This window comes from Paenibacillus sp., assembly GCF_035645235.1.
Taxonomy (GTDB): Bacteria; Bacillota; Bacilli; order Paenibacillales; family YIM-B00363; genus Paenibacillus_AE.
Genome location: NZ_DASQMZ010000080.1, coordinates 1 through 18,179 on the forward strand (window position 1 = coordinate 1; position 18,179 = coordinate 18,179).

An 18,179-nucleotide genomic window follows, 5' to 3' on the forward strand; every position below is an offset into this window, starting at 1 on the left:
CCTTCGGCCGCGATGCGGCGGTACAGCTCCGAGACGAGCGCGCTGGCGACGCCGACTTTCGCGCCGTGCAGCAGCTGCCGCCGGCCGGCGCGGATGAATTCCATCTCCCAGTAATGCGAGAGATGGTGCTCCGCGCCGGACGCCGGGTGGGACTGCCCCAGGATGAGCATCGCGAGGCCGGATTCGATAAGCGCCCCGGTCAGCGCCGCGATCCCTTCGTCCTTACCGGCGCCGATGTCCGCGGCGCGCTCGACGCAAGCGCGCAGCGCCCGCTCCGTGATCGCCGCCACGAGCGGCGAGTACGGCTCGCCCGCGGTCGCCGCGCCGAATTTCCAATCGAACAGCGACGTCGTCTTGCCCAGCATGTCGCCGAAGCCCGCCGCGACGAGCGGCCTCGGCGCCCGCGCGAGCAGGTCGGTGTCGGCGAAGACGGCGACGGGGCCGACGGCGGGCACCGTAATTTTCTCCCCGCGGACGAGAAGCGGCGCGCCCTTCGAGGCGAAGCCGTCGACCGAAGGCGCGGTCGGTACGGAGATGAACGGCACGCCGAACGTGAAGGCCGCATACCGCGCGACGTCGTGCAGCGTGCCCGCCCCGACGGCGAGGACCGCTTGCGCCTGCGACCGCTGCAGATCGAGCAGCGTCTGCACGACGGACGCCTCGTCCGCGACGACGTCGCCTTGCGCGTTCGGCTTCACCAGCGTCGTCTCGACTTCGAGGCGGCGCGCCTCCGCGCCCTGCCGAAGCCGCCGGCCCGCCGCCTCGAAGGTATTCGCGTCGGCGACGAGCAGAAGCCGACGATATCCCGCCTCCTCCGCGAAGGCTGCCGCATCGGTCGCCGCCCCCGGCGCTACCGCGATGCGCTCCGGGAACGACGCGTTCGCCGCCGTTTCGCCCATGCGCTCCGCCAATGTCCGGATGTTCCCCAATATGTCGATCATGAAGCGCCTCCCATTTTCTCTTGGACCGTTCGAATGCTTTTTTTCTATTATAGGGCAGCGCCCGCGAGGCGTCGAACGCTGGAACCGGGTTCTCTCTAAACGCGAACGGGCGCATTCCCTTGGAATGTATGTCCAAAACTGTCCAATATACCGGCAGTAAACAGGCGCGGCGTCTCCGGCGAATGCGGCGGGACGGAGCCCGAGACCGCACGTCGCCCGGCGACGCCGCGCGTTCGATCGCTGCGACAAGCCTGCGCTGTCCAATATGTCCAATCGGCGCGCTATTTCGCGCGGCCGAGCGCCTCCATGCCGGCCTCCAGCACTTCGAGAATGCGGTCGACGTCGTACACGCAGCCCTTCCACGTACCGCCGCTGACCGCCTGCAGCGCCGCCCATAGCCGCGTGTCGTCGGGCAGCTCCGGGTCCGGCGCGAGCCCCGGATGCGGCTCGCGCGCGCGCAACGCCGCCTCGCCCGCCGCCGCGTCCGCCGGCCGTTCGCCGTCGCCGACCATATGGATCGAGCCCTCGAGCCGGCGCGTGTCGATGACGATCTCGATCCAGTCGCCGTCGCGCAGCTTGCCGACGGGGCCGCCCGCCAGCGCCTCCGGCCCGATGTGGCCGATGCAGGCGCCGGTCGACACGCCCGAGAACCGGGCGTCGGTCAGCAGCGCCACCTCCTTGCCGAACGGCAGCGCCTTCAGCGCCGAGGTCAGCTGATACGTCTCCTCCATGCCGGTTCCCGACGGGCCGCGGCCGATGAGCGCGAGCACGTCGCCGGCCGCGACGCCGCCCGTCTTGATGGCGCGGATCGCCGCCCGCTCCTCCGTGAACACCTTCGCCCGGCCGACATGCCGGAAGACGCCCGATGCATCCAACCGCGACGGATCGATGGCCGTCGACTTGATGACCGAGCCCTCCGGCGCCAGGTTGCCGACGGGGAACGTGACCGTCGACGTCATCCCGGCCCGCCGCGCCGCCTCCGGCGTATAAATGACCGTATCCGGGTCGACCCCGTCGACGTCCCGCAAACGCGCGCGCAGCCGCTGCCGGCGCTCCGAGCGTTCCCACCAGTCGAGGACGTCGCCGAGCGTCGCGCCCGAAGCCGTAAGGACGCGCTCGTCGAGGAGGCCGAGCCGCCGCAGATGCAGCATGACCTCCGGCACGCCGCCGGCGAGAAACACGCGCACGGTCGGATGCGGCACCGGCCCGTTCGGCAGCACGCTGACGAGGCGCGGCACGGCGCGGTTGACGGCGGCCCAGTCGGAGGCGTCGGGCACGGCGAGGCCGGCGGCGTGCGCGATCGCGGGGATATGCAGCAGCAGGTTCGTCGAGCCGCCGAACGCCGCATGCACGGCCATCGCGTTGCGGATCGACGCATCGGTCAGAATGTCCGCCGACGTCCGCCCCGCCTCGGCGAGACGCAGCGCCGCGCGCGCCGACTGCCGCGCCATCTCCGCCCAGATCGGCTGGCCGGACGGCGCGAGCGCCGCGTGCGGCACCGTCAGGCCGAGCGCCTCGGCGACGACCTGCGCGGTGCCGGCCGTGCCGAGAAATTGGCAGCCGCCGCCCGGCGTCGCGCAGGCGCGGCAGCCGAGATCGGCCGCCTCCCCGAGCGACAGCTCGCCGCTCGCGTATCGTGCGCCGATCGTCTGAATTTTCCCGGCGTCCTCGCCGACCGTCGGCGGCAGCGTGACGCCGCCCGGCACGACGACGACCGGGAGCTTCCGCATGCCCGCGAGCGCGATCGTCATCGCGGGCAGACCCTTGTCGCAGGTGGCGACGCCGACGACGGCGTCCCGGCGCGGCAAGGAGCGGATGAGCCGGCGCATGACGATCGCCGCGTCGTTGCGGTACGGCAGCGAATCGAACATGCCGGTCGTCCCTTGCGTCCGGCCGTCGCACGGATCGCTGACGTACCCCGCGAACGGCACGCCGCCGGCTTCGGCGATTTCCTTCGCCGCCTCCCGCATCAAGAGGCCGATCTCCCAATGGCCGGTATGATACCCGAGCGCCAGCGGCGACCCGTCGGGCTCGCGGATGCCGCCTTGCGTGCCGAGCACGAGCACCTCCTTGCCGAGCAGCCGGGACGGGCTCCAGCCCATGCCGACGTTTTGCGACAGGCCGAACAGGTCGCCGCTCGGCGCGTCCCGCAGCAGCTCCGGCGTCAGCGGCAGCGCGCCGGACGGCCCCGCCGCGTGCGTAACGACGTCGTACCGGGACGGGTCGCCGTCCCCGTCCGCGCCCATGACGGCTCGCAGCGCCTCAAGTCCGCCGCCGCCGCTCATGGCTTAATGAATACCGTCTTGATCGACGTGAAAAATTCGATCGCCGCCTGCCCCTGCTCCCGCGAATGCGAGCTCGACTGCTTCATGCCGCCGAACGGCGCCTGCAGCTCGACGCCCGCCGTCTCCGCGTTGACGCGGACGAGCCCCGCCTCCATGTCGTTCACGAACGACAGCACGTTGCCGATGTCCCGCGTATAGACCGACGCGCTGAGTCCGAACTCCGTATCGTTCGCGATCGCGACCGCCTGCGCGAAGTCGTCCGCCTCAATGAGCGCAAGCACCGGGCCGAAAATTTCGTCGCGGGCGAGCGTCATATCCGGCCGGACGCCCTCGAACACGGCCGGGGTGACATAGAAGCCGTCCGCGAGCGCCGGATCGTCGGGCCGCGCGCCGCCATACAGCAGCGTCGCGCCCTCTTCGATCCCCTTAGCCACATACGAGAGCACCGTCTCGTGCTGCTTCTCGTTCGCGCACGGGCCGAGCCACGTCCCCGCTTCGAGACCGTCGCCGACTTGAAGCGCCGACACCTTTTCCAACAATTTCGCCTTGAACGCCTCGTAGACGTCCTTCACGACGATGACGCGGCTCGTGGCCGTGCACTTCTGGCCCGTGGAGCGCAGCCCGCCGCTGATCGTCGCGTCGACCGCCAAATCCAAATCGGCGTCCGCCGCAATCAGGATCGGGTTTTTCCCGCCCATCTCGAGCTGGTATTTCGCGCCGCGCGCGAGCGCCGTCTGCCCGACGCGCCTCCCAACCGCGTTCGACCCGGTGAACGTCACCCCGTGGATGCCCGGATGCGCCGCGATGCCGTGCCCGATCGTCGCGCCGCCGCCGACGACCATGTTGACGACGCCGGCCGGAACGCCCGCCTCGTGGAGCGCCTCCATCACCTTCGCCGCCGTCACCGCCGTCTCCGTCGCCGGCTTCCATACGACCGTATTGCCGTAGATCAGCGCCGGCGCGATCTTCCAGATCGGAATCGCGACGGGAAAGTTCCACGGCGAGATGACGCCGACGACGCCGAGCGGCGCCCGCGTCGTGAACAGGAACGCCTCCGCGTCGGTCGACGGAATGACGTCGCCGATTTTGCGCATCCCTTCGCCCGCGTAATAGCGCAAAATCGCGGCGCCGCGCAGCGTCTCGCCCTTCGCCTCGGGCAGCGTCTTGCCCATCTCCCGCGTCATCGTCTCGCCGATCTCGCCCGCCATTCGCTCGAGAATGTCCGCCGCCTTATACAGCAGCGCGCCGCGCTGGGCGCCGGCGAGCTTCCGCCACGCGCCGCGCGCCTCCTCCGCCGCCGCGACCGCGCGGTCGAGATCGACCGTCCCCGAATCCGGTACATAGCCGACGATCTCGCGCTTGCGCGCGGGGTTGATGCTGGGCACCGCCCCCCCCTCGGCCGCCGGCACCCAAGCGCCCCCGATGTAGTTATGTACCGTAACCGCTTCTTTCGTCGACACGCGAATCTCCCCTTCGGAAAATGTTATTACGCCCGCTCCGCGACGTTCACGAGCGTGCCGATGCCTTCGATATCGATTTCGATCCGATCGCCCGGCTCGAGCGTAAATTGGTTCGGCGGCACGACGCACGTGCCGGTCAGCAGCACCGTGCCGTCGAACAGCTCGTTGTCCCGCGCCAGGTACGACACCAGCTCGTCGAGCCGGCGCTTGAGCTGCCCCGTGCTCGCCCGCTCGTCGACGACCTTCTCCCCGCCGCGGTATATCCGCAGCGCGATGTCCAGGGCGTACGGGTCTTCGATCGCGTCGACCGGCACGATGCACGGGCCGATGGCGCACGAGCGGCGCCACACCTTCGCTTGCGGCAAGTACAGCGGGTTCTCCCCCTCGATGTCGCGGCAGCTCATATCGTTGCCGATCGTGTAGCCGACGATGGTGCCCGCGCGGTCGAGCACGAGCCCGAGCTCCGGCTCCGGCACCTGCCACGAGGAGTCGCTGCGCAGGCACACCGTCTCCCCCGTCCCGACCGTGCGCGCCGCGGTCGACTTCAGGAACAGTTCGGGCCGCTCCGCGTCGTACACCTTATCGTAGAACGTCGACGCATCCAGCTTTCCGCCCGTCGCCTCGTAGTTGCGCGCTTCGCGGCTGCGCTGGTACGTCACGCCCGCCGCCCATACCTCCGGCGCTTCGACCGGCGGCAGCAGCCGCAGCTCGTCAAGGCCCGCCTCGATCGGCGTAACCGCTTCCACCAACCGCCGAACGTAGGCCGTCGTCGTCACCCCGGCTTCCCTCGCCTCGCGGACGATCGCCATCACGTCCTCCGCCGCCAGCGGAAACACCTTCCCGTCCTCGTCCGCCGCCGCCAGCCTCGCTTCGTCCCCTCGATCGTACCGAATCAACCGCATGGAAACACTCTCCCCTTAAGGTTTGTTTATGCCTGATTCTTCCCGATGTCCGAGCTTCTCGCTGATGCGGCGCGCGCAGGCGCGGAGCAGCGTTACGTTGCGGCCGAGCTCCGCCGCGTCGATGCGGGCGGCGAGCGCGGAGACGCTCATCGCCGCGACCGCGTCCCCCGCGTAATCGAAGATCGGCGCGGCCGCGCACAGGACGCCCGGCTCGTTTTCCTCCCGATCGTACGCCACGCCCTCCGCCCGAACCCGTTCCAGCTCCGCCAGGAACGCCTCCCGGCTGTCGATCGTCGCCGCCGTATGCTTCTCGAACCGGTAGCCGGCGAGCAGCCGCTCGAGCCGCTTCGGCGATTGGTACGCGGCCAGCGCCTTCCCGACCGCGCTGCTGTGGAACGGCACCCGCCGTCCGATGCGGGAATACCGGATCGCCGCCTTCTCCCCTTCCACCTTATCGATATAGACGGCCTCCGGGCCGTCCATGACGACGAGGTGCGCGGTTTGGCCCGTCGCCTCCGACAGCTCCCGCAGGGCAGGACCGGCGATGCCGCGCAAATCCAGCCCTTGGAGCAGCAGCTGTCCCCGCTCGAGCAGCTTCATGCCGAGGCGATACTTCCCGCTGTCCTCGTCCTGCTCGATATACCCGCGGAGCTGGAGCGTCTTCAGCAGCGAATGCACGGTGCTCTTGTGCAGCCGCACGCGGGCGCTGATCTCGGTAATTTTCAATTCCTTCGTCTGCTCGTCGAACAGCTCCAGCAGCTGCAGCGCTCGATCCACCGCTTGAATGATCGGCATAAGCGGCCCAGTCCTCGCTTTGTTTTATATTATAAAACTCGGTTCTGTTAATTTAACGAGATTGTATCATATCCGCTCCGGTTCGAGTACCGTTTTTTCCGCGTTTATCCTAGAGAGATACCGTAGGCTCGACGACGGTGAGTCGGCCGTTCGTCGCGTCCATGCGCACGTTCGCGCCGATCGGAATCGCCGCCTTGTACAGGCCGTGACCGGACGCCAAGTTCGTCATCAGCGGCTTGCCGAGGGGAACGATGACATCCTCGATCAACGATTCGTACGAGGTGCCGTAAGCGATCTGGCAATTCGTGCACTCGCCCATCACGATGCCGGCGCAGTCCTCGAATTTCCCCGCAAGGATCAGCTGGTTGACCATGCGGTACACGCGGTTTATCGGCTCGTGCGTCTCCTCAAGAAATAAAATTTTGCCGCGAGTGTCTACCTCGTAGGGTGTCCCGAGCGTGTCCAGCAGCGAGGTCAGATTGCCGCCGACGACGGGCCCGGTCGCCTCGCCCGGCACGCGGGGGACGAGGGAGAGATCCGGCGGGTTTACGATCGAGCGCGTCGGCGCGTAGGTCGACGTCGCCGCGAAAAATTGGTCGAAGTTGTAGGCGGGCTCGTTTCGGTTAAAATTCAGCAGCAGCAGACTGTGGAACGTCACGAGGTCGGATCGGGCGTACAGCGCGTTCAACAGCACCGTAATGTCGCTGTAGCCCGATACGATCTTCGGGTTTCTCGCGATCGCTTCAAAGTCGAGGAAAGGCAACACGCCGGCCACCCCGACGCCCCCTCTGGTCGGCAGAATCATACGAACGTTCGGATTTTCGATCATGCGCATAAAGTCCGCCGCCCGCTCCTCGTCGCTTCCCGCGAGAAAGCCGGTCGACGCATAGACGGAGGCGCCGACCTCCGTTCGAAAACCCATGCCCTGCAGCACGGCGATGCTCGCATCGATCGTGCTCCGGCTTAGCGGGCTGCCGAGCGTCACGATCCCGATGACATCCCCTCTGCGTAAGATCGGCGGCTTAATCGCCATCCGAATCCCCCCATCCCGTATCTCATTACGGCAATATATGCAGGATGGGAATGTCCGCATGTACGATACATCGGGGCGAACGAGTTTCGATTCACATCTTCGTCCGCACGACGACTACATCCCAATACAGCAGCGCCGGCAGCTCGAACGTCGCGACGAAGCCGCGCGGCGTCCGCTCCGCGCGGTACGCGAGCGCCGTCGCCCGACCCCCGTCCGCGTCGGGACTCGCATGTACGACCGACTCGATCTCCCCGTCGAAGGCGACCGAGACGATGCGTCCCTCGACCGGCGAGGCGGCTTCCTTCGATTCGTTCCACAAGTCGTCCGCCGCGGAGACGAGATTGATGAAGTGAAGGACCTTCCGCTCGTCGCATTCGCCGATCCGCGTCCACACCTTCCCCGCCTCGCCATACGTACTGTACGGAAAGCCCTCGAACCGGTATTCCAAGTTATCGCCGTCCGCATGCGTCATGGACACGTCCCGGAGCCTGCGGTCGTACAGCACATGTCCGTAGCGAACGATGAAGTCCGCGTAGTCCCGCACCGTGCGAAAGAAATCCGGCCGAAGCTTGGAGTGGTCGACGTAGTAGCCCTGCGTCAATACGCCCCCCGCTTCCCCGTGCAATAGGTGATACGCGCCGCTCGCGGCGATCGCCGCCTGCGCCAGCCGGAACGCCCGCTCCGCCCCTTCGACGCCGAGCGGCCCCGGCTCGCGGAACGGCTTCAAATAGGCGGCCAGAATGACCGGCTTCCCGCCGCTTAAGCGTTTCGCCCAGCGAACGATGTCCGTCAGATGATGGTATCGCTCGTACGGCTGCCACACCTCGACGTAGACCGCGTCTTGGCTGCTCCTCGCCACCGCGTCGACGGGCCAATTTCCGACGTTGTTGAAAATCAGCGCGACGTCGTCCTTCACCTTGGACAGCGCTTCGCGCGTCGACTCGATCAGCGCCGGGAATTGCGACTCGAGCCGCTCGAACCGCCGCCGACCGTCGGCCGCATGCGACCACCCCGTCTTCGGAAATCCGTACGTATCCATATGGATGCCGTCGAAGTCCAGCCGCTCGACGGCTTTCTTATACTCGTTCACGATGTGGGCCGACCAGGGAGCATCCGGCGCGATATTCATAATGCCGAAGATGCCGATGAAGTCGTAGGGGTCCCCGGCGCTCGTATAAAGCCGCCAGTCCGGCCGGCTTTCCGCGAACGGCTTGCTGGCCGCGTAGACGGCGCCGTACGCGATCGCCCTCATGCCGCGCCCATGGCAGCCCCGAATCTTCTCCTCGACGACGCGCCGGCTTACCTCCCGGCCCATCAGATCGACGTACGCGTCTTCCTCGCTCGCCAAGTCGTCGTGGCGGTACATCCAGTCGTAAAATTGGACCAGGTTGAGATGCAGCTTCGCCATCCACTTCAGGTCTTCCTCATCCCCGGCCTCCGCGGCGCCGAAGTCGCTTAAAAACCCGTAGCGCGGGGCGAGGCGCCAGTCGCGGACGACGTCGAACGCCGTGGCCGCCGCGCCCAAGTCCGCGTCCGCCCCGTCGATCCGCAGCGCCGCCTCCGCGCCGTAGCCGGCGAAGTCGGTCTCGAACGGCCCCGCCTCGACGAGTACGGTTACCGATTCGCGCGGCGGAAGCGCGACCGCGGAAAGCGCGTGCGTCTCGACGACCCGGTCTACTTCGAAAATCGTATAGCCGATCGATACGAGCAACGGCTCGTCGCCGTCGTTCGCCGCCTCGAGCGACAGCGTCACCTTTTCCCCGCTTCGGTACTGGGCTTTGACGGGGTAAAAATCGATAATTCTTGCATCGCTTCTCTTCACTGCACGTTCATCCTTTCAGCGCGCCGGCCGTAATCCCTTTAATGAAATACCGCTGGAACAGGACGAAGACGAGCACCGCCGGGGCGAGCCCGATCAGCGCCGCGGCCGCCATAAGATTCCACTTCGCGCCGTACGTCTGAAAAAACATGCCGATCGCGAGCGGGACGGTGCGCATCTCCTGGCTTTGCAGGAAGAAGACCGCCTGCCCGTAATTGTTCCAGATGCCGAGTCCGGTCAGGATGACGACCGCCGACGTCACCGGACGCAGGAAGCGGAACGTGACCCGCCAGAACGCGGTGAAATACGTGCACCCGTCGATGACGGCCGACTCCTCGACCTCCTTCGGAAGCGAACGAATGAAGCTCGCATACAGGAAGACGGACAGCGGCAGCGCGTTGGAGGCGGTCAGGAGGATCATCGCCCAATGCGTATTGATACCGCCGATCGACCGCATCAGCGTATACAGCGGCACCGTAATGATGATCGCCGGGATCATCATGCAGGCTAGCAACGTATTGAAAATCGCGGCGTTCAGCTTGCTGCGGACCCTGGCGATCGAATACCCTGCGGCACTCGCGACGAACACGATCAGCGCCACGGCAAGGAACGTGACGATCGACGAATTGATCATCGCCCGTCCGAGCCTGGAGCCGCGCCACGCCTCGACGAAGTTGCCGACGGAAAGCTCCGGCAGCAGCAGCAAGCCACGGAACATCGTACCGGAAGGCGTATTGGTCGCGAGGTAAAACAATACGTAAAACGGGATGATCGAGATCGACACCATCATCCCGCCGATTGCGTATTTTAAGACGTTCTTTGCATGTACGCTCATGACGTTCCCTCTCAAAGCTCGTATTCGGACTTCCTTGTAAACCGCAGAAACAGCGCGACGGGGATCAAGATGATGACGAACAAAATGAGCGCGACCGCCGTGGAATAGCCGGTAAAGCTCCCGTACAGCATCCGCAAAATGTAAATGCTAAGCGATTCCGTCGCGTACCCGGGTCCGCCGTCCGTTAAAGCGACGATAATCTCGAAAACGGACAGCGAGCCGATGATGTTCGTCACGACATTGATTTTGATCGCGGGATACAGAAGCGGCAGCGTCACGTAACGCAGCGACTGCCATCGCCCCGCGCCGTCGATCGTCGAAGCCTCGTACAGATCGGCGGGGATGCCCTGCAAGCCCGCGAGGTAGACGATCATCGTCATGCCCGCGTACTGCCATACGTTCACCGCGATCAAGACGGCGAGCGCCGAGCCGCTTTCCCCGAGCCAGTTGACGTCCAGATGCCCCAGCCCGAGACCCTCCAGCGCGTGGGCCAAATATCCCCGCCCCGGCTGGAGGATAAAATACCAAATGTACCCCATAATGAGCGGACTGATGACGGCGGGCATATAGACGACGGCTCGGACGAAGGCTTTGCCCGGCAGCTTCCGATCCAGGAGCAGCGCGTACAGCAGCCCGAACAAATTCAGGAGCGGGGCGCTGCCGAGGGCGAAGAGCATCGTGATCTTGACGTCGTTCAGCGCGCGGTCGTCCCCGAAGAAATCGACGAAATTTTGCAGGCCGACGAAGCGCGGCGCCGTCATGCCGTTGGAATCCGTCAAGCTGATGCCGACGCCTTGCGCGAGCGGGTACAAGAAAAATAAGCCGAACAGCAGGATCGCGGGAAGCGCCATGTAGCGATGCAAATTTACATTCATTTTATGGATCATAGCTCGCATGGTTTTCTCTCCTGCCGTCTGTATTGCTTTATTGGTTTCCTGGGCTTACTGATTCGTTGCGCCCCAAGCTTTGTCCCAAGCGTCTTTGTAAGCGGCGGCGAACTCCGCCGATGTCGCATACTTGCCCGCGAGCAATTCTTGCACCATCCGGCCGGCGTCGTCGCCCGAGAAGCCCGCCGGCGTATCGGTGAACGCGATGTTCGCGCCCGCCTGCAGCGCCGCCGCGGCTTGATCCTTGAGCGGTCCCCAGTCCGCGCTGACGTCCGTGAACGCCGGCGGCGACTTCAAGAATTCGCTGTATGCTTTCAGGTTTTCCGGCTTGAACAGGAACTCCAGGAACAGCTTCGCTTCCTCCGGATGCTTCGATTCCGACGTAATCGTGTAGACGGAATCCTCGGCGGAGAGCACGACCGGCTTCGTGCCGTCGACGATCGCGGGGAACGGCGCGAAGCCGATATCTCCGGCCATATCCGGATTCAGCGTCAGCAGATCCCCGAGCACCCACATGCCTTGGCTGAACAGCGCCGATTTGCCCGTCGCGAACGCTTCCTTCTGATTGTCGTACGTCGCCGTCAGCGCGTCGTCGTTGATGAGGCCGGCCTCCTTCAGCTCCAGCAGCCTGCCCGCGAACGCTTCGATCCCGCCGCCGACCGCATCGAACTTCAGCTTGTCGGATTCGTTGTTGATGAACGCCTTGCGCGCGTCCGCCACGCCGTACTCCTGCTTAATCACGCCGTGCGCCATGAACTCGATCAGATGCCCGAGCGTCCAGGAGTCCTTCCCCGCGAGAAACATCGGCGTCATGTCCGGCTTCTTGTCCTTGATCGTCTGCAGGTTCGACTTGAACTCCGCCCACGTGGCCGCCGGCTTGAGGCCCAGCTCGTCGAACACCTTCTTATTGTAGAAAATGCCCGCCATCGTCATGTTCGTCGCGACGCGGAACTGCTTGCCCGTCTTGATATCGGTGTTCAGCTCTTTGATCGCCGGCTGCACGCGGGACCAGAACGGTTCGTTCGACAAATCCAGATACTTGCCTTGGTCGACGTAGTCCTGCGCGTACACCGTCGTAATGTCCGGCACGTCGCCTGATGCGAACTTGACCTTAATCACGTTGCTCGCGTCCTTCTGATACTCCTGCTCCACGTTGATATGCGGATGCTCCGCCTCGAACTTCGCGATCAGCTCGTCGATCAGCTCGACCGTCTCGACCTTCCCCGTAAAGAACTTGATCGTGACGTTCTCTTTCGGCTGTTCCTTCGGCTCCGCCTTCGGTTCTTCCTTCGCCGCCGGCGCCGTCGACGTCTTGCCTGCCGAAGTCTCGGCCGCGCTCTGCGTCCCGCCTCCGTTCGAGCTGCACGCCGCGAGCGACACGGCCAGCGCAACCATGCAGAACACCCATGTCATCAACCGTCGTTTCACTTGTATTTCCTCCCCTAAGGTCTTGTAGTGATGCTTTCACGTCTAGCTTACCGCCGCGCGCACGCTCGCCGAAACACCTAAAAATCGTGATCGAGGTATTGTTTTTTCAGATGCGCTTTACAAGAGGAACGTATCTATTAGAATGAATGTAATCGGAAATCCGGTTTGTTGGAAGGGGGGGATCCTCGTTGAACGCGCGCCGTATCCGCCTGAAGCGATACCGCGAATGGAGCTTGACGTCCAAGCTGATCGTGATCACGGGGCTCCTTCTCTTTCTGTCGGTATTCATTGAATCCTACTTGTTATACACGCAGTACACGCGCGATTTTCAGAGGCAATCTTCGGCGAAGGTGCAGCAAATCATCGACCAAGTCGCGCTGAACATCGATACGTACCTCGACGATTTGTACCGCTTGACCATATCGCCGTACCGCAACGCCGGCATTATGACCGCGCTCGAGGAGCCGCCGCCCCGCACGGAGCTCGGGCAGCTGGAGAAGCGGCGCTTGATCGAAAACTATTTGGACGAGATGATGATTTATCCCCGCGAGGACATCCTGCGCGTCTCGATCGTGACCGACCGGATCTACTCGAGCGCCCGTCTCCCGACGAAGCTCGTGCCGGACGAACGGTTGGAAGACTACGATTGGTATAAACAGGCGCTCGCCTCGCAGGAATATATTTTCGTATCCGCCCGGGAGAACGAATTTCGCCTCGGCGGCGGCAACGTCGAGGTGTTCTCCGTCGTGAAGCAGCTCCGGAGCATCCGCAATACGCAGACGATCCTCGGCGTCATTAAAGCGGACGCGAACTACGACGCGATCGTCGACATCGTGGAACGGGCCGACATGGGTCGGGGCGGCGGCTTGTTTATCGTCGACGAGCACCGGGAATTTATTTTCGCGTCCAACGACGCGCATAAGCGCACGGCGCTGACGGCGCTGCAATCGGGCGGCCCGGTCGCCCCGGACTACCTCGTCAACAGCTCGTACATTCCCCGCACGAACTGGCATATCGTCGCCGTCAACTCCGTGGCGGAGATGAATCGGGAGGCGATCCGCACGCGAAATCAAGCGCTGCTGCTTTCGATCGGCAGCGCGCTCGGCTTCATCTTGCTGCTCATCTTGTTTTTGCGGCATTTCCTGAAGCCGCTTCTGGCGATCGTCTCGCTCATGAAGAAGGCGGAGCTCGGCATGCTGGACGTCACCTTCCGAAGCGAACGCAAGGACGAAATCGGGTATTTGGGCGCGGCCTTCAACCGGCTCGTGAAGCGAATCGACGAGATGCTGCAGGAGAACACGGCGCTCGTGCGGGAGGTGTACGAATCGAAGCTGCTGCAGCAGGAAGCGCAAATCAACGCGCTGTTCAGTCAAATTCAGCCGCATTTCATTTTCAATACGTTGAACTTGATCAGCTTGTCGATGCAATCCGGCCAGCAAGACAAGGCGATACAGAACATTAACGGACTCAGCAAAATTTTGCGCAGCATGTCGCAATGGGACAAGGAAATTCCGTTGCGGAAGGAGCTCGACCTGCTGCACGCTTACTTGGGCATCCAATGCAGCCGTTATGAAGGCCGGCTTGCGTATCGGATCGAGATCGACCCCGCCCTGCACGAAGTCCCTATCCCCGCGCTGCTGCTTCAGCCGCTCGTAGAGAACGCCGTGAAGCACGGCTGCGAGCGGAAGAAAGGGCTGACGACGATCGTCGTCGCCGCAGCCGAAGCCGCCGGGGACGAACGCATCGTCTTCGAGGTGACGGACGACGGTCCCGGCGTGGCGTCCGAGACGCTGCGGCGCCTGCGGCGAACGCTCGGAGGGGACGATCCGCGCCCCGACGGCCGCGGCGAGAAGGCGGCGCAAGCGCTCCTCGACGGATACGACGAGAACGGCGCGGGCATCGGGCTGGCGAACGTAAACAAGCGCATACAGGCGCGGTACGGGGCGGACTATGGACTGCATATCGACGGCGCCGAAGGAACGGGCGTGACCGTTCGCCTGGAAATGCCGTACCCTTCAAGGAGGGCTGACGATGTATAAAATGTTGATCGTGGACGACGAGCCGTTGACGCGCCGGTATTTTCTGGATTACGTCGAACGTCTGGACGCCGAATGGACGTGCGCGGGCGAAGCGGCCGACGGCGAAGAAGCGCTGGCGCTGCTCGACGCGGGAGGCGCGTACGATCTGGTCGTAACGGACATCCGGATGCCGGGCATGTCGGGGCTCGAGCTCGCGCGCCGGCTGCACGCGCGGCCCGGCGCGCCGCATGTCGTCGTCTTGTCGGGCCACGACGAGTTTACGCTCGCCAAGGAGGCGATGGAGTACGGCGTTCACGCTTACTTGCTGAAGCCCGTCGTGAAGGAAGAGGTCGTCGACATGCTTCGCAAGCTGGCGGCTCGGCTGTCCGCCGAACGCATGGAGGAAGCTGCGTACCGGTCGCTGCTGTCGCTGTCCTCGGAGGCGAAGGCGCAGGTGGCTAGGAACGTGCTGCGCGCCATCATTACTGAAAATCATATGGAGATTAAGGTGCTGTACCCGATGCTGCATCGCTTGAAGATTACCCTCATGGAAGCGGAAGGCGCGATGTTGGCGGTCGCTTTGGACGAAAGCCAGCTGCTCGAGCGAGGCGTGTCGTACGATCACATGACCTTGTATCGATACATCGTGCACCAGACCGCCGCGGAGCTGGCCGCTTCCGGGGCGGGGGGCGGTTTCTCCGCGATTCCGTTCGCCGACGACGAGCAGCGCACCGTCTTGTTCGTGCCCGGCGACGACGCCGACGACGCGCTGCGCCGCTGCCGAGCGCTGTACAAGGCGCTGGCGGACGCGGTTCGCGGAATGACGGGACTCCGGCTGTGGGGGGCCGTCGGGGAGCCCGAGATGGAGCTGCTGCAGCTGGGGGCCTCGTATCGGCAAGCGGCGGCGGCGCTGCGGGGCATGCTGTTCGCGGAGGAGGCGGCGAGCGCGGAGCCGCTCGTCGGCAACGAGGCGGCGGAGCGTCGATGGAGGAGGCTGGACGGCGCGGTCGCCGCGCTCATGCAGACGCCGGCGGAAGGGCGGGATGCGGCTTGGCGCGCATCGCTGCAATCGATCGCGGAGGAACTGGAGCCGATCGACCGCCGCCGATTCGTTCTCTTCGGCGCGCATTTGTTGCGGCAGCTGTCCGGCGCGTCGGCCGACCCCGACGCGCCGGACCGAAGCGGCCCTGCGCTCCAGGCGCTGCTGCGCCGAGCGCCCGCCGACGCGGGCCGCTGCCCTCCGGAGGAGGCCGCCGCCGCGTACCGGGACCTGCTTGCCGGCTTCGAAGACCCCGCCTCCGGAGGCGCATCGCCCGTTCGCGAAGGCGACGAGCACGAGATCGTGGCCCGGGTGAAGGCGTATATCCTGGAACGGTACGCCGAGCCGCTGAGCCTCGCGCATCTTGCGGAATTGATGGGCCTTTCCCCAGGTTATCTTAGCAGCCTGTTCCACCAGCGCACGCAGGAATCTTACATTAAATTTCTGACTCGCGTTCGAATGGAACACGCCGCCGCGATGCTGCGTCGGAAACCGCCGGAGAAGGTGTACGACGTCGCCGAGAAGGTCGGCTACCTAAGCGTGAAGCATTTCTCGTACGTCTTTAAACAGCATTACGGCGTGCCGCCCGGTCAATACCAGGAGAAGGCGATGCGTTGATCGGGCGTCGGAGCTTCTCGCAGCGGAACGCGCTATCGACCGTTCGTAAGGGGAATCCGAACGGACACGCTCGTTCCGCACCCCGCCGAGCCATGAACGGCGACGCGTCCGCCGAACTCCACGACGTTCGCTTTCAAGGCGCCCAATTCGCCCCTGCGAAACAGCTTCTCCTCCATTCCGTAGCCGATTCCGTTATCGACAATCGTCAACTCGACCGCCCCGTCGCCTTCTCGAACGGACACCTCGACCCGGTCCGCGCTCGAATGTTTGGCGATATGCTGCAGCGTCTCTTGCACCATGCGGTACAACGCCAATTCGACGAGTTCCGGCAGCGCGTTCTCCGCGGGAAGACGGAATGCGGTCAATCGCACGTCCAGCCCGAAACGGCATCGGTACTCGACGCAGAGCCGCCGAACGGAAGCCTCCAGACTGATCGATTCGGGCTGCGGCAGGGACGGACGTAGATGGGATTGGACGCGGCGCAGCTCTTCGATCGCCTCGGAAAGCGGTTGCAAAACATCGTTCGCCGTTTCCTTCGATGCGGCCGCAGCCGTCGGAACGGCGCTGTAAAGCAGACGCCCCAGGCCGTCTTGCAGTTCCGCCGCCAGCTTTCGCTTCTCCTGCGCTTCGGCGTACAGCACTTCCGCGAGCAGCCGCGGTCTTCCCTGCGACGCCGCCGCGCTCCCAGGCAGATCTACGCTGCGCCGCTGCAGGCAAATCCAGGCGAGCAGCGCCCCCGACAGCAGGGACATAGGCACGAACCCCGCCCAAACCGGCCAGGAATTCGTCGGGCCGAAACCCGTAATCATGCGTTCCGCTTCTATTTCTCGGAAGCGCAATACGAACAGGCAAGCGGCGGCGAACGCCGCAGCGTAAAAGACGCCGACCCAGAACGCCAACGGGCACTTCTTCACTTCTCGTTCACATCCATGTGGTTTTATTGGGACTATATTCACAGAAACAAAGCAAGCCCTCGGACAAACTTCTGGACTACGTGGCATTTCGAGGCTTTCTCAATACGATTATGCAGACTCCCGACCGATCCCACTAGTGGGGAAAACGCTTAATTTTTCCGCCGCGCCTAGGAAAAATAAAAAAAGAATTCCCCGTTTGCAAGGAATTCCCTTAAGGAAATCGTACTGTTCGGTTTGTCAGCCCGTTTAATTTTGCACATAACAGTACCGCATCAGATCGGACAACGACTTTGCGTTCAGCTTTTCCATAATACGTTTCTTGTGGGCTTCCACCGTCTTTATGGAAATAAAGAGCTGTTTCGAGATTTCCTTGTTGGAATATCCTTTCGTGATGTAAGAAAACAACTCCTGCTCCCTGCCCGACAACGCGTCGCACGGATTCGGATCGCTCGCCGCCCCCGCCCCGTTCAGCGCCTCTTCCACGAGGTACTGAATCATATTCGGTTGCAAATAAATAAATCCGTCCGCGACGATTCGAACGGCTCGAAGAAACTCCTCATCGTCGACGTCTTTGGTGATGTAGCCCGTCGCCCCGGCGCGTAAGATATCCAGCAAAAACCGCTTGCGCTCGAACGACGAGAGAATGCATACCTTGGTGTCCGGCGCGTCGCACTTGATTTTGCGAACCGCCGCGACGCCTTCGCCCCCTTCGGATAAGCCCAGATCCAAAAGCAGCACGTCCGGCCTCAGCTCGATCGTCCTGCCCAAAGCTTCCTTCCCGCCGCTCGCCCCGCCGACGACGCGAAATCCCGGCTCCCTGTTCAGAAGCAGGGATAATGCCGATCGGACGAGCACGGGGGCGCCTGCGATTAAAATTTTTATTCCCTCGGTTTCCGACATATGACCCTTTCCTTCTCTCTACGCGAATCGTCGAGGCCGGCCGAACGAACGTCCGGCCTCGCGTCTCTTTTTCTTACTCGACCGCCGTCGCTTCGCCGACGACCTCGAAAGCGTATGCCAGCACGTCGGCGCCGGTCAGCGCCCGGCTCCGCGCGTCCGGCTGGCTGCCGCCGATGTACGCCTCGAACCGCCCCGGTTCGAGCACGCGGCGGCCGTCCTCGTCGACGAGCGCGAGGTCGCGCGGCGTCAGCTCGAACGCGAGCTCCGCTTCTTCCCCCGGCGCCAGCTCCACCCGCCGAATGCCG

Annotated in this window: 15 protein-coding genes; 2 read left to right on the forward strand and 13 right to left on the reverse strand. The window is 64.1% G+C overall.

The window, feature by feature from the left end; all coding sequences use genetic code 11:
• From VEZ38_RS07645 to VEZ38_RS07690, 10 genes are all read right to left on the reverse strand, one after another.
• Positions 1-941, reverse strand: a 941-nt coding sequence (locus tag VEZ38_RS07645; protein ID WP_324892758.1) for a sn-glycerol-1-phosphate dehydrogenase, incomplete at its 3' end; no start/stop codon positions are given.
• Positions 942-1,222: 281 nt separating this feature from the next.
• Positions 1,223-3,187, reverse strand: a complete 1,965-nt coding sequence (locus VEZ38_RS07650) for a YjhG/YagF family D-xylonate dehydratase (RefSeq protein WP_324892772.1) — start codon at positions 3,185-3,187, stop codon at positions 1,223-1,225.
• A gap of 35 nt (positions 3,188-3,222) precedes the next feature.
• On the reverse strand, positions 3,223-4,686 hold the full coding sequence (gene gucD, locus VEZ38_RS07655) for an alpha-ketoglutaric semialdehyde dehydrogenase GucD (protein WP_324892759.1): 1,464 nt from the start codon (positions 4,684-4,686) through the stop codon (positions 3,223-3,225).
• Between the two features lie 26 nt (positions 4,687-4,712).
• Positions 4,713-5,588 carry a fumarylacetoacetate hydrolase family protein gene (locus VEZ38_RS07660; RefSeq protein ID WP_324892760.1) on the reverse strand — a complete coding sequence of 292 codons (876 nt, stop codon included), beginning with the start codon at positions 5,586-5,588 and terminating at the stop codon, positions 4,713-4,715.
• 15 nt (positions 5,589-5,603) lie between these two features.
• The gene (locus tag VEZ38_RS07665; protein ID WP_324892761.1) at positions 5,604-6,383 is read right to left on the reverse strand and encodes an IclR family transcriptional regulator; all 780 of its coding nucleotides are present in this window, start codon (positions 6,381-6,383) and stop codon (positions 5,604-5,606) included.
• A 109-nt stretch (positions 6,384-6,492) separates the two neighbouring features.
• Entirely contained in the window at positions 6,493-7,416 is a 924-nt protein-coding gene (locus VEZ38_RS07670) for an LD-carboxypeptidase (RefSeq protein ID WP_324892762.1), read from the reverse strand.
• Positions 7,417-7,507: 91 nt separating this feature from the next.
• Positions 7,508-9,238: a glycoside hydrolase family 66 protein gene (locus VEZ38_RS07675; protein WP_324892763.1), complete on the reverse strand. Its 1,731-nt coding sequence runs from the start codon at positions 9,236-9,238 to the stop codon at positions 7,508-7,510.
• Between the two features lie 7 nt (positions 9,239-9,245).
• Positions 9,246-10,070, reverse strand: a complete 825-nt coding sequence (locus tag VEZ38_RS07680; RefSeq protein WP_324892764.1) for a carbohydrate ABC transporter permease — start codon at positions 10,068-10,070, stop codon at positions 9,246-9,248.
• Between the two features lie 11 nt (positions 10,071-10,081).
• Positions 10,082-10,966, reverse strand: a complete 885-nt coding sequence (locus VEZ38_RS07685) for a sugar ABC transporter permease (protein ID WP_324892765.1) — start codon at positions 10,964-10,966, stop codon at positions 10,082-10,084.
• Between the two features lie 45 nt (positions 10,967-11,011).
• Positions 11,012-12,385 (reverse strand): ABC transporter substrate-binding protein, encoded by a 1,374-nt coding sequence (locus tag VEZ38_RS07690; RefSeq protein WP_324892766.1) that lies wholly within the window; start codon positions 12,383-12,385, stop codon positions 11,012-11,014.
• Positions 12,386-12,573: 188 nt separating this feature from the next.
• Here VEZ38_RS07690 and VEZ38_RS07695 point away from each other — a divergent pair, with 188 nt between their 5' ends.
• Both VEZ38_RS07695 and VEZ38_RS07700 read left to right on the forward strand, forming a co-directional pair.
• Positions 12,574-14,424 carry a cache domain-containing sensor histidine kinase gene (locus VEZ38_RS07695; RefSeq protein ID WP_324892767.1) on the forward strand — a complete coding sequence of 617 codons (1,851 nt, stop codon included), beginning with the start codon at positions 12,574-12,576 and terminating at the stop codon, positions 14,422-14,424.
• The gene (locus VEZ38_RS07700; RefSeq protein WP_324892768.1) at positions 14,417-16,060 is read left to right on the forward strand and encodes a response regulator; all 1,644 of its coding nucleotides are present in this window, start codon (positions 14,417-14,419) and stop codon (positions 16,058-16,060) included. The genes VEZ38_RS07695 and VEZ38_RS07700 overlap by 8 nt, the downstream gene beginning before the upstream one ends.
• A 32-nt stretch (positions 16,061-16,092) precedes the next feature.
• Here VEZ38_RS07700 and VEZ38_RS07705 read toward each other — a convergent pair whose 3' ends face one another.
• The 3 genes from VEZ38_RS07705 to VEZ38_RS07715 all read right to left on the reverse strand — a co-directional run.
• The gene (locus tag VEZ38_RS07705; protein ID WP_324892769.1) at positions 16,093-16,974 is read right to left on the reverse strand and encodes a sensor histidine kinase; all 882 of its coding nucleotides are present in this window, start codon (positions 16,972-16,974) and stop codon (positions 16,093-16,095) included.
• A 246-nt stretch (positions 16,975-17,220) separates the two neighbouring features.
• Positions 17,221-17,874 carry a response regulator transcription factor gene (locus tag VEZ38_RS07710; RefSeq protein WP_324892770.1) on the reverse strand — a complete coding sequence of 218 codons (654 nt, stop codon included), beginning with the start codon at positions 17,872-17,874 and terminating at the stop codon, positions 17,221-17,223.
• Positions 17,875-17,947: 73 nt separating this feature from the next.
• On the reverse strand, positions 17,948-18,179 hold a 232-nt coding region (locus VEZ38_RS07715; protein WP_324892771.1), incomplete at its 5' end, for a fibronectin type III-like domain-contianing protein.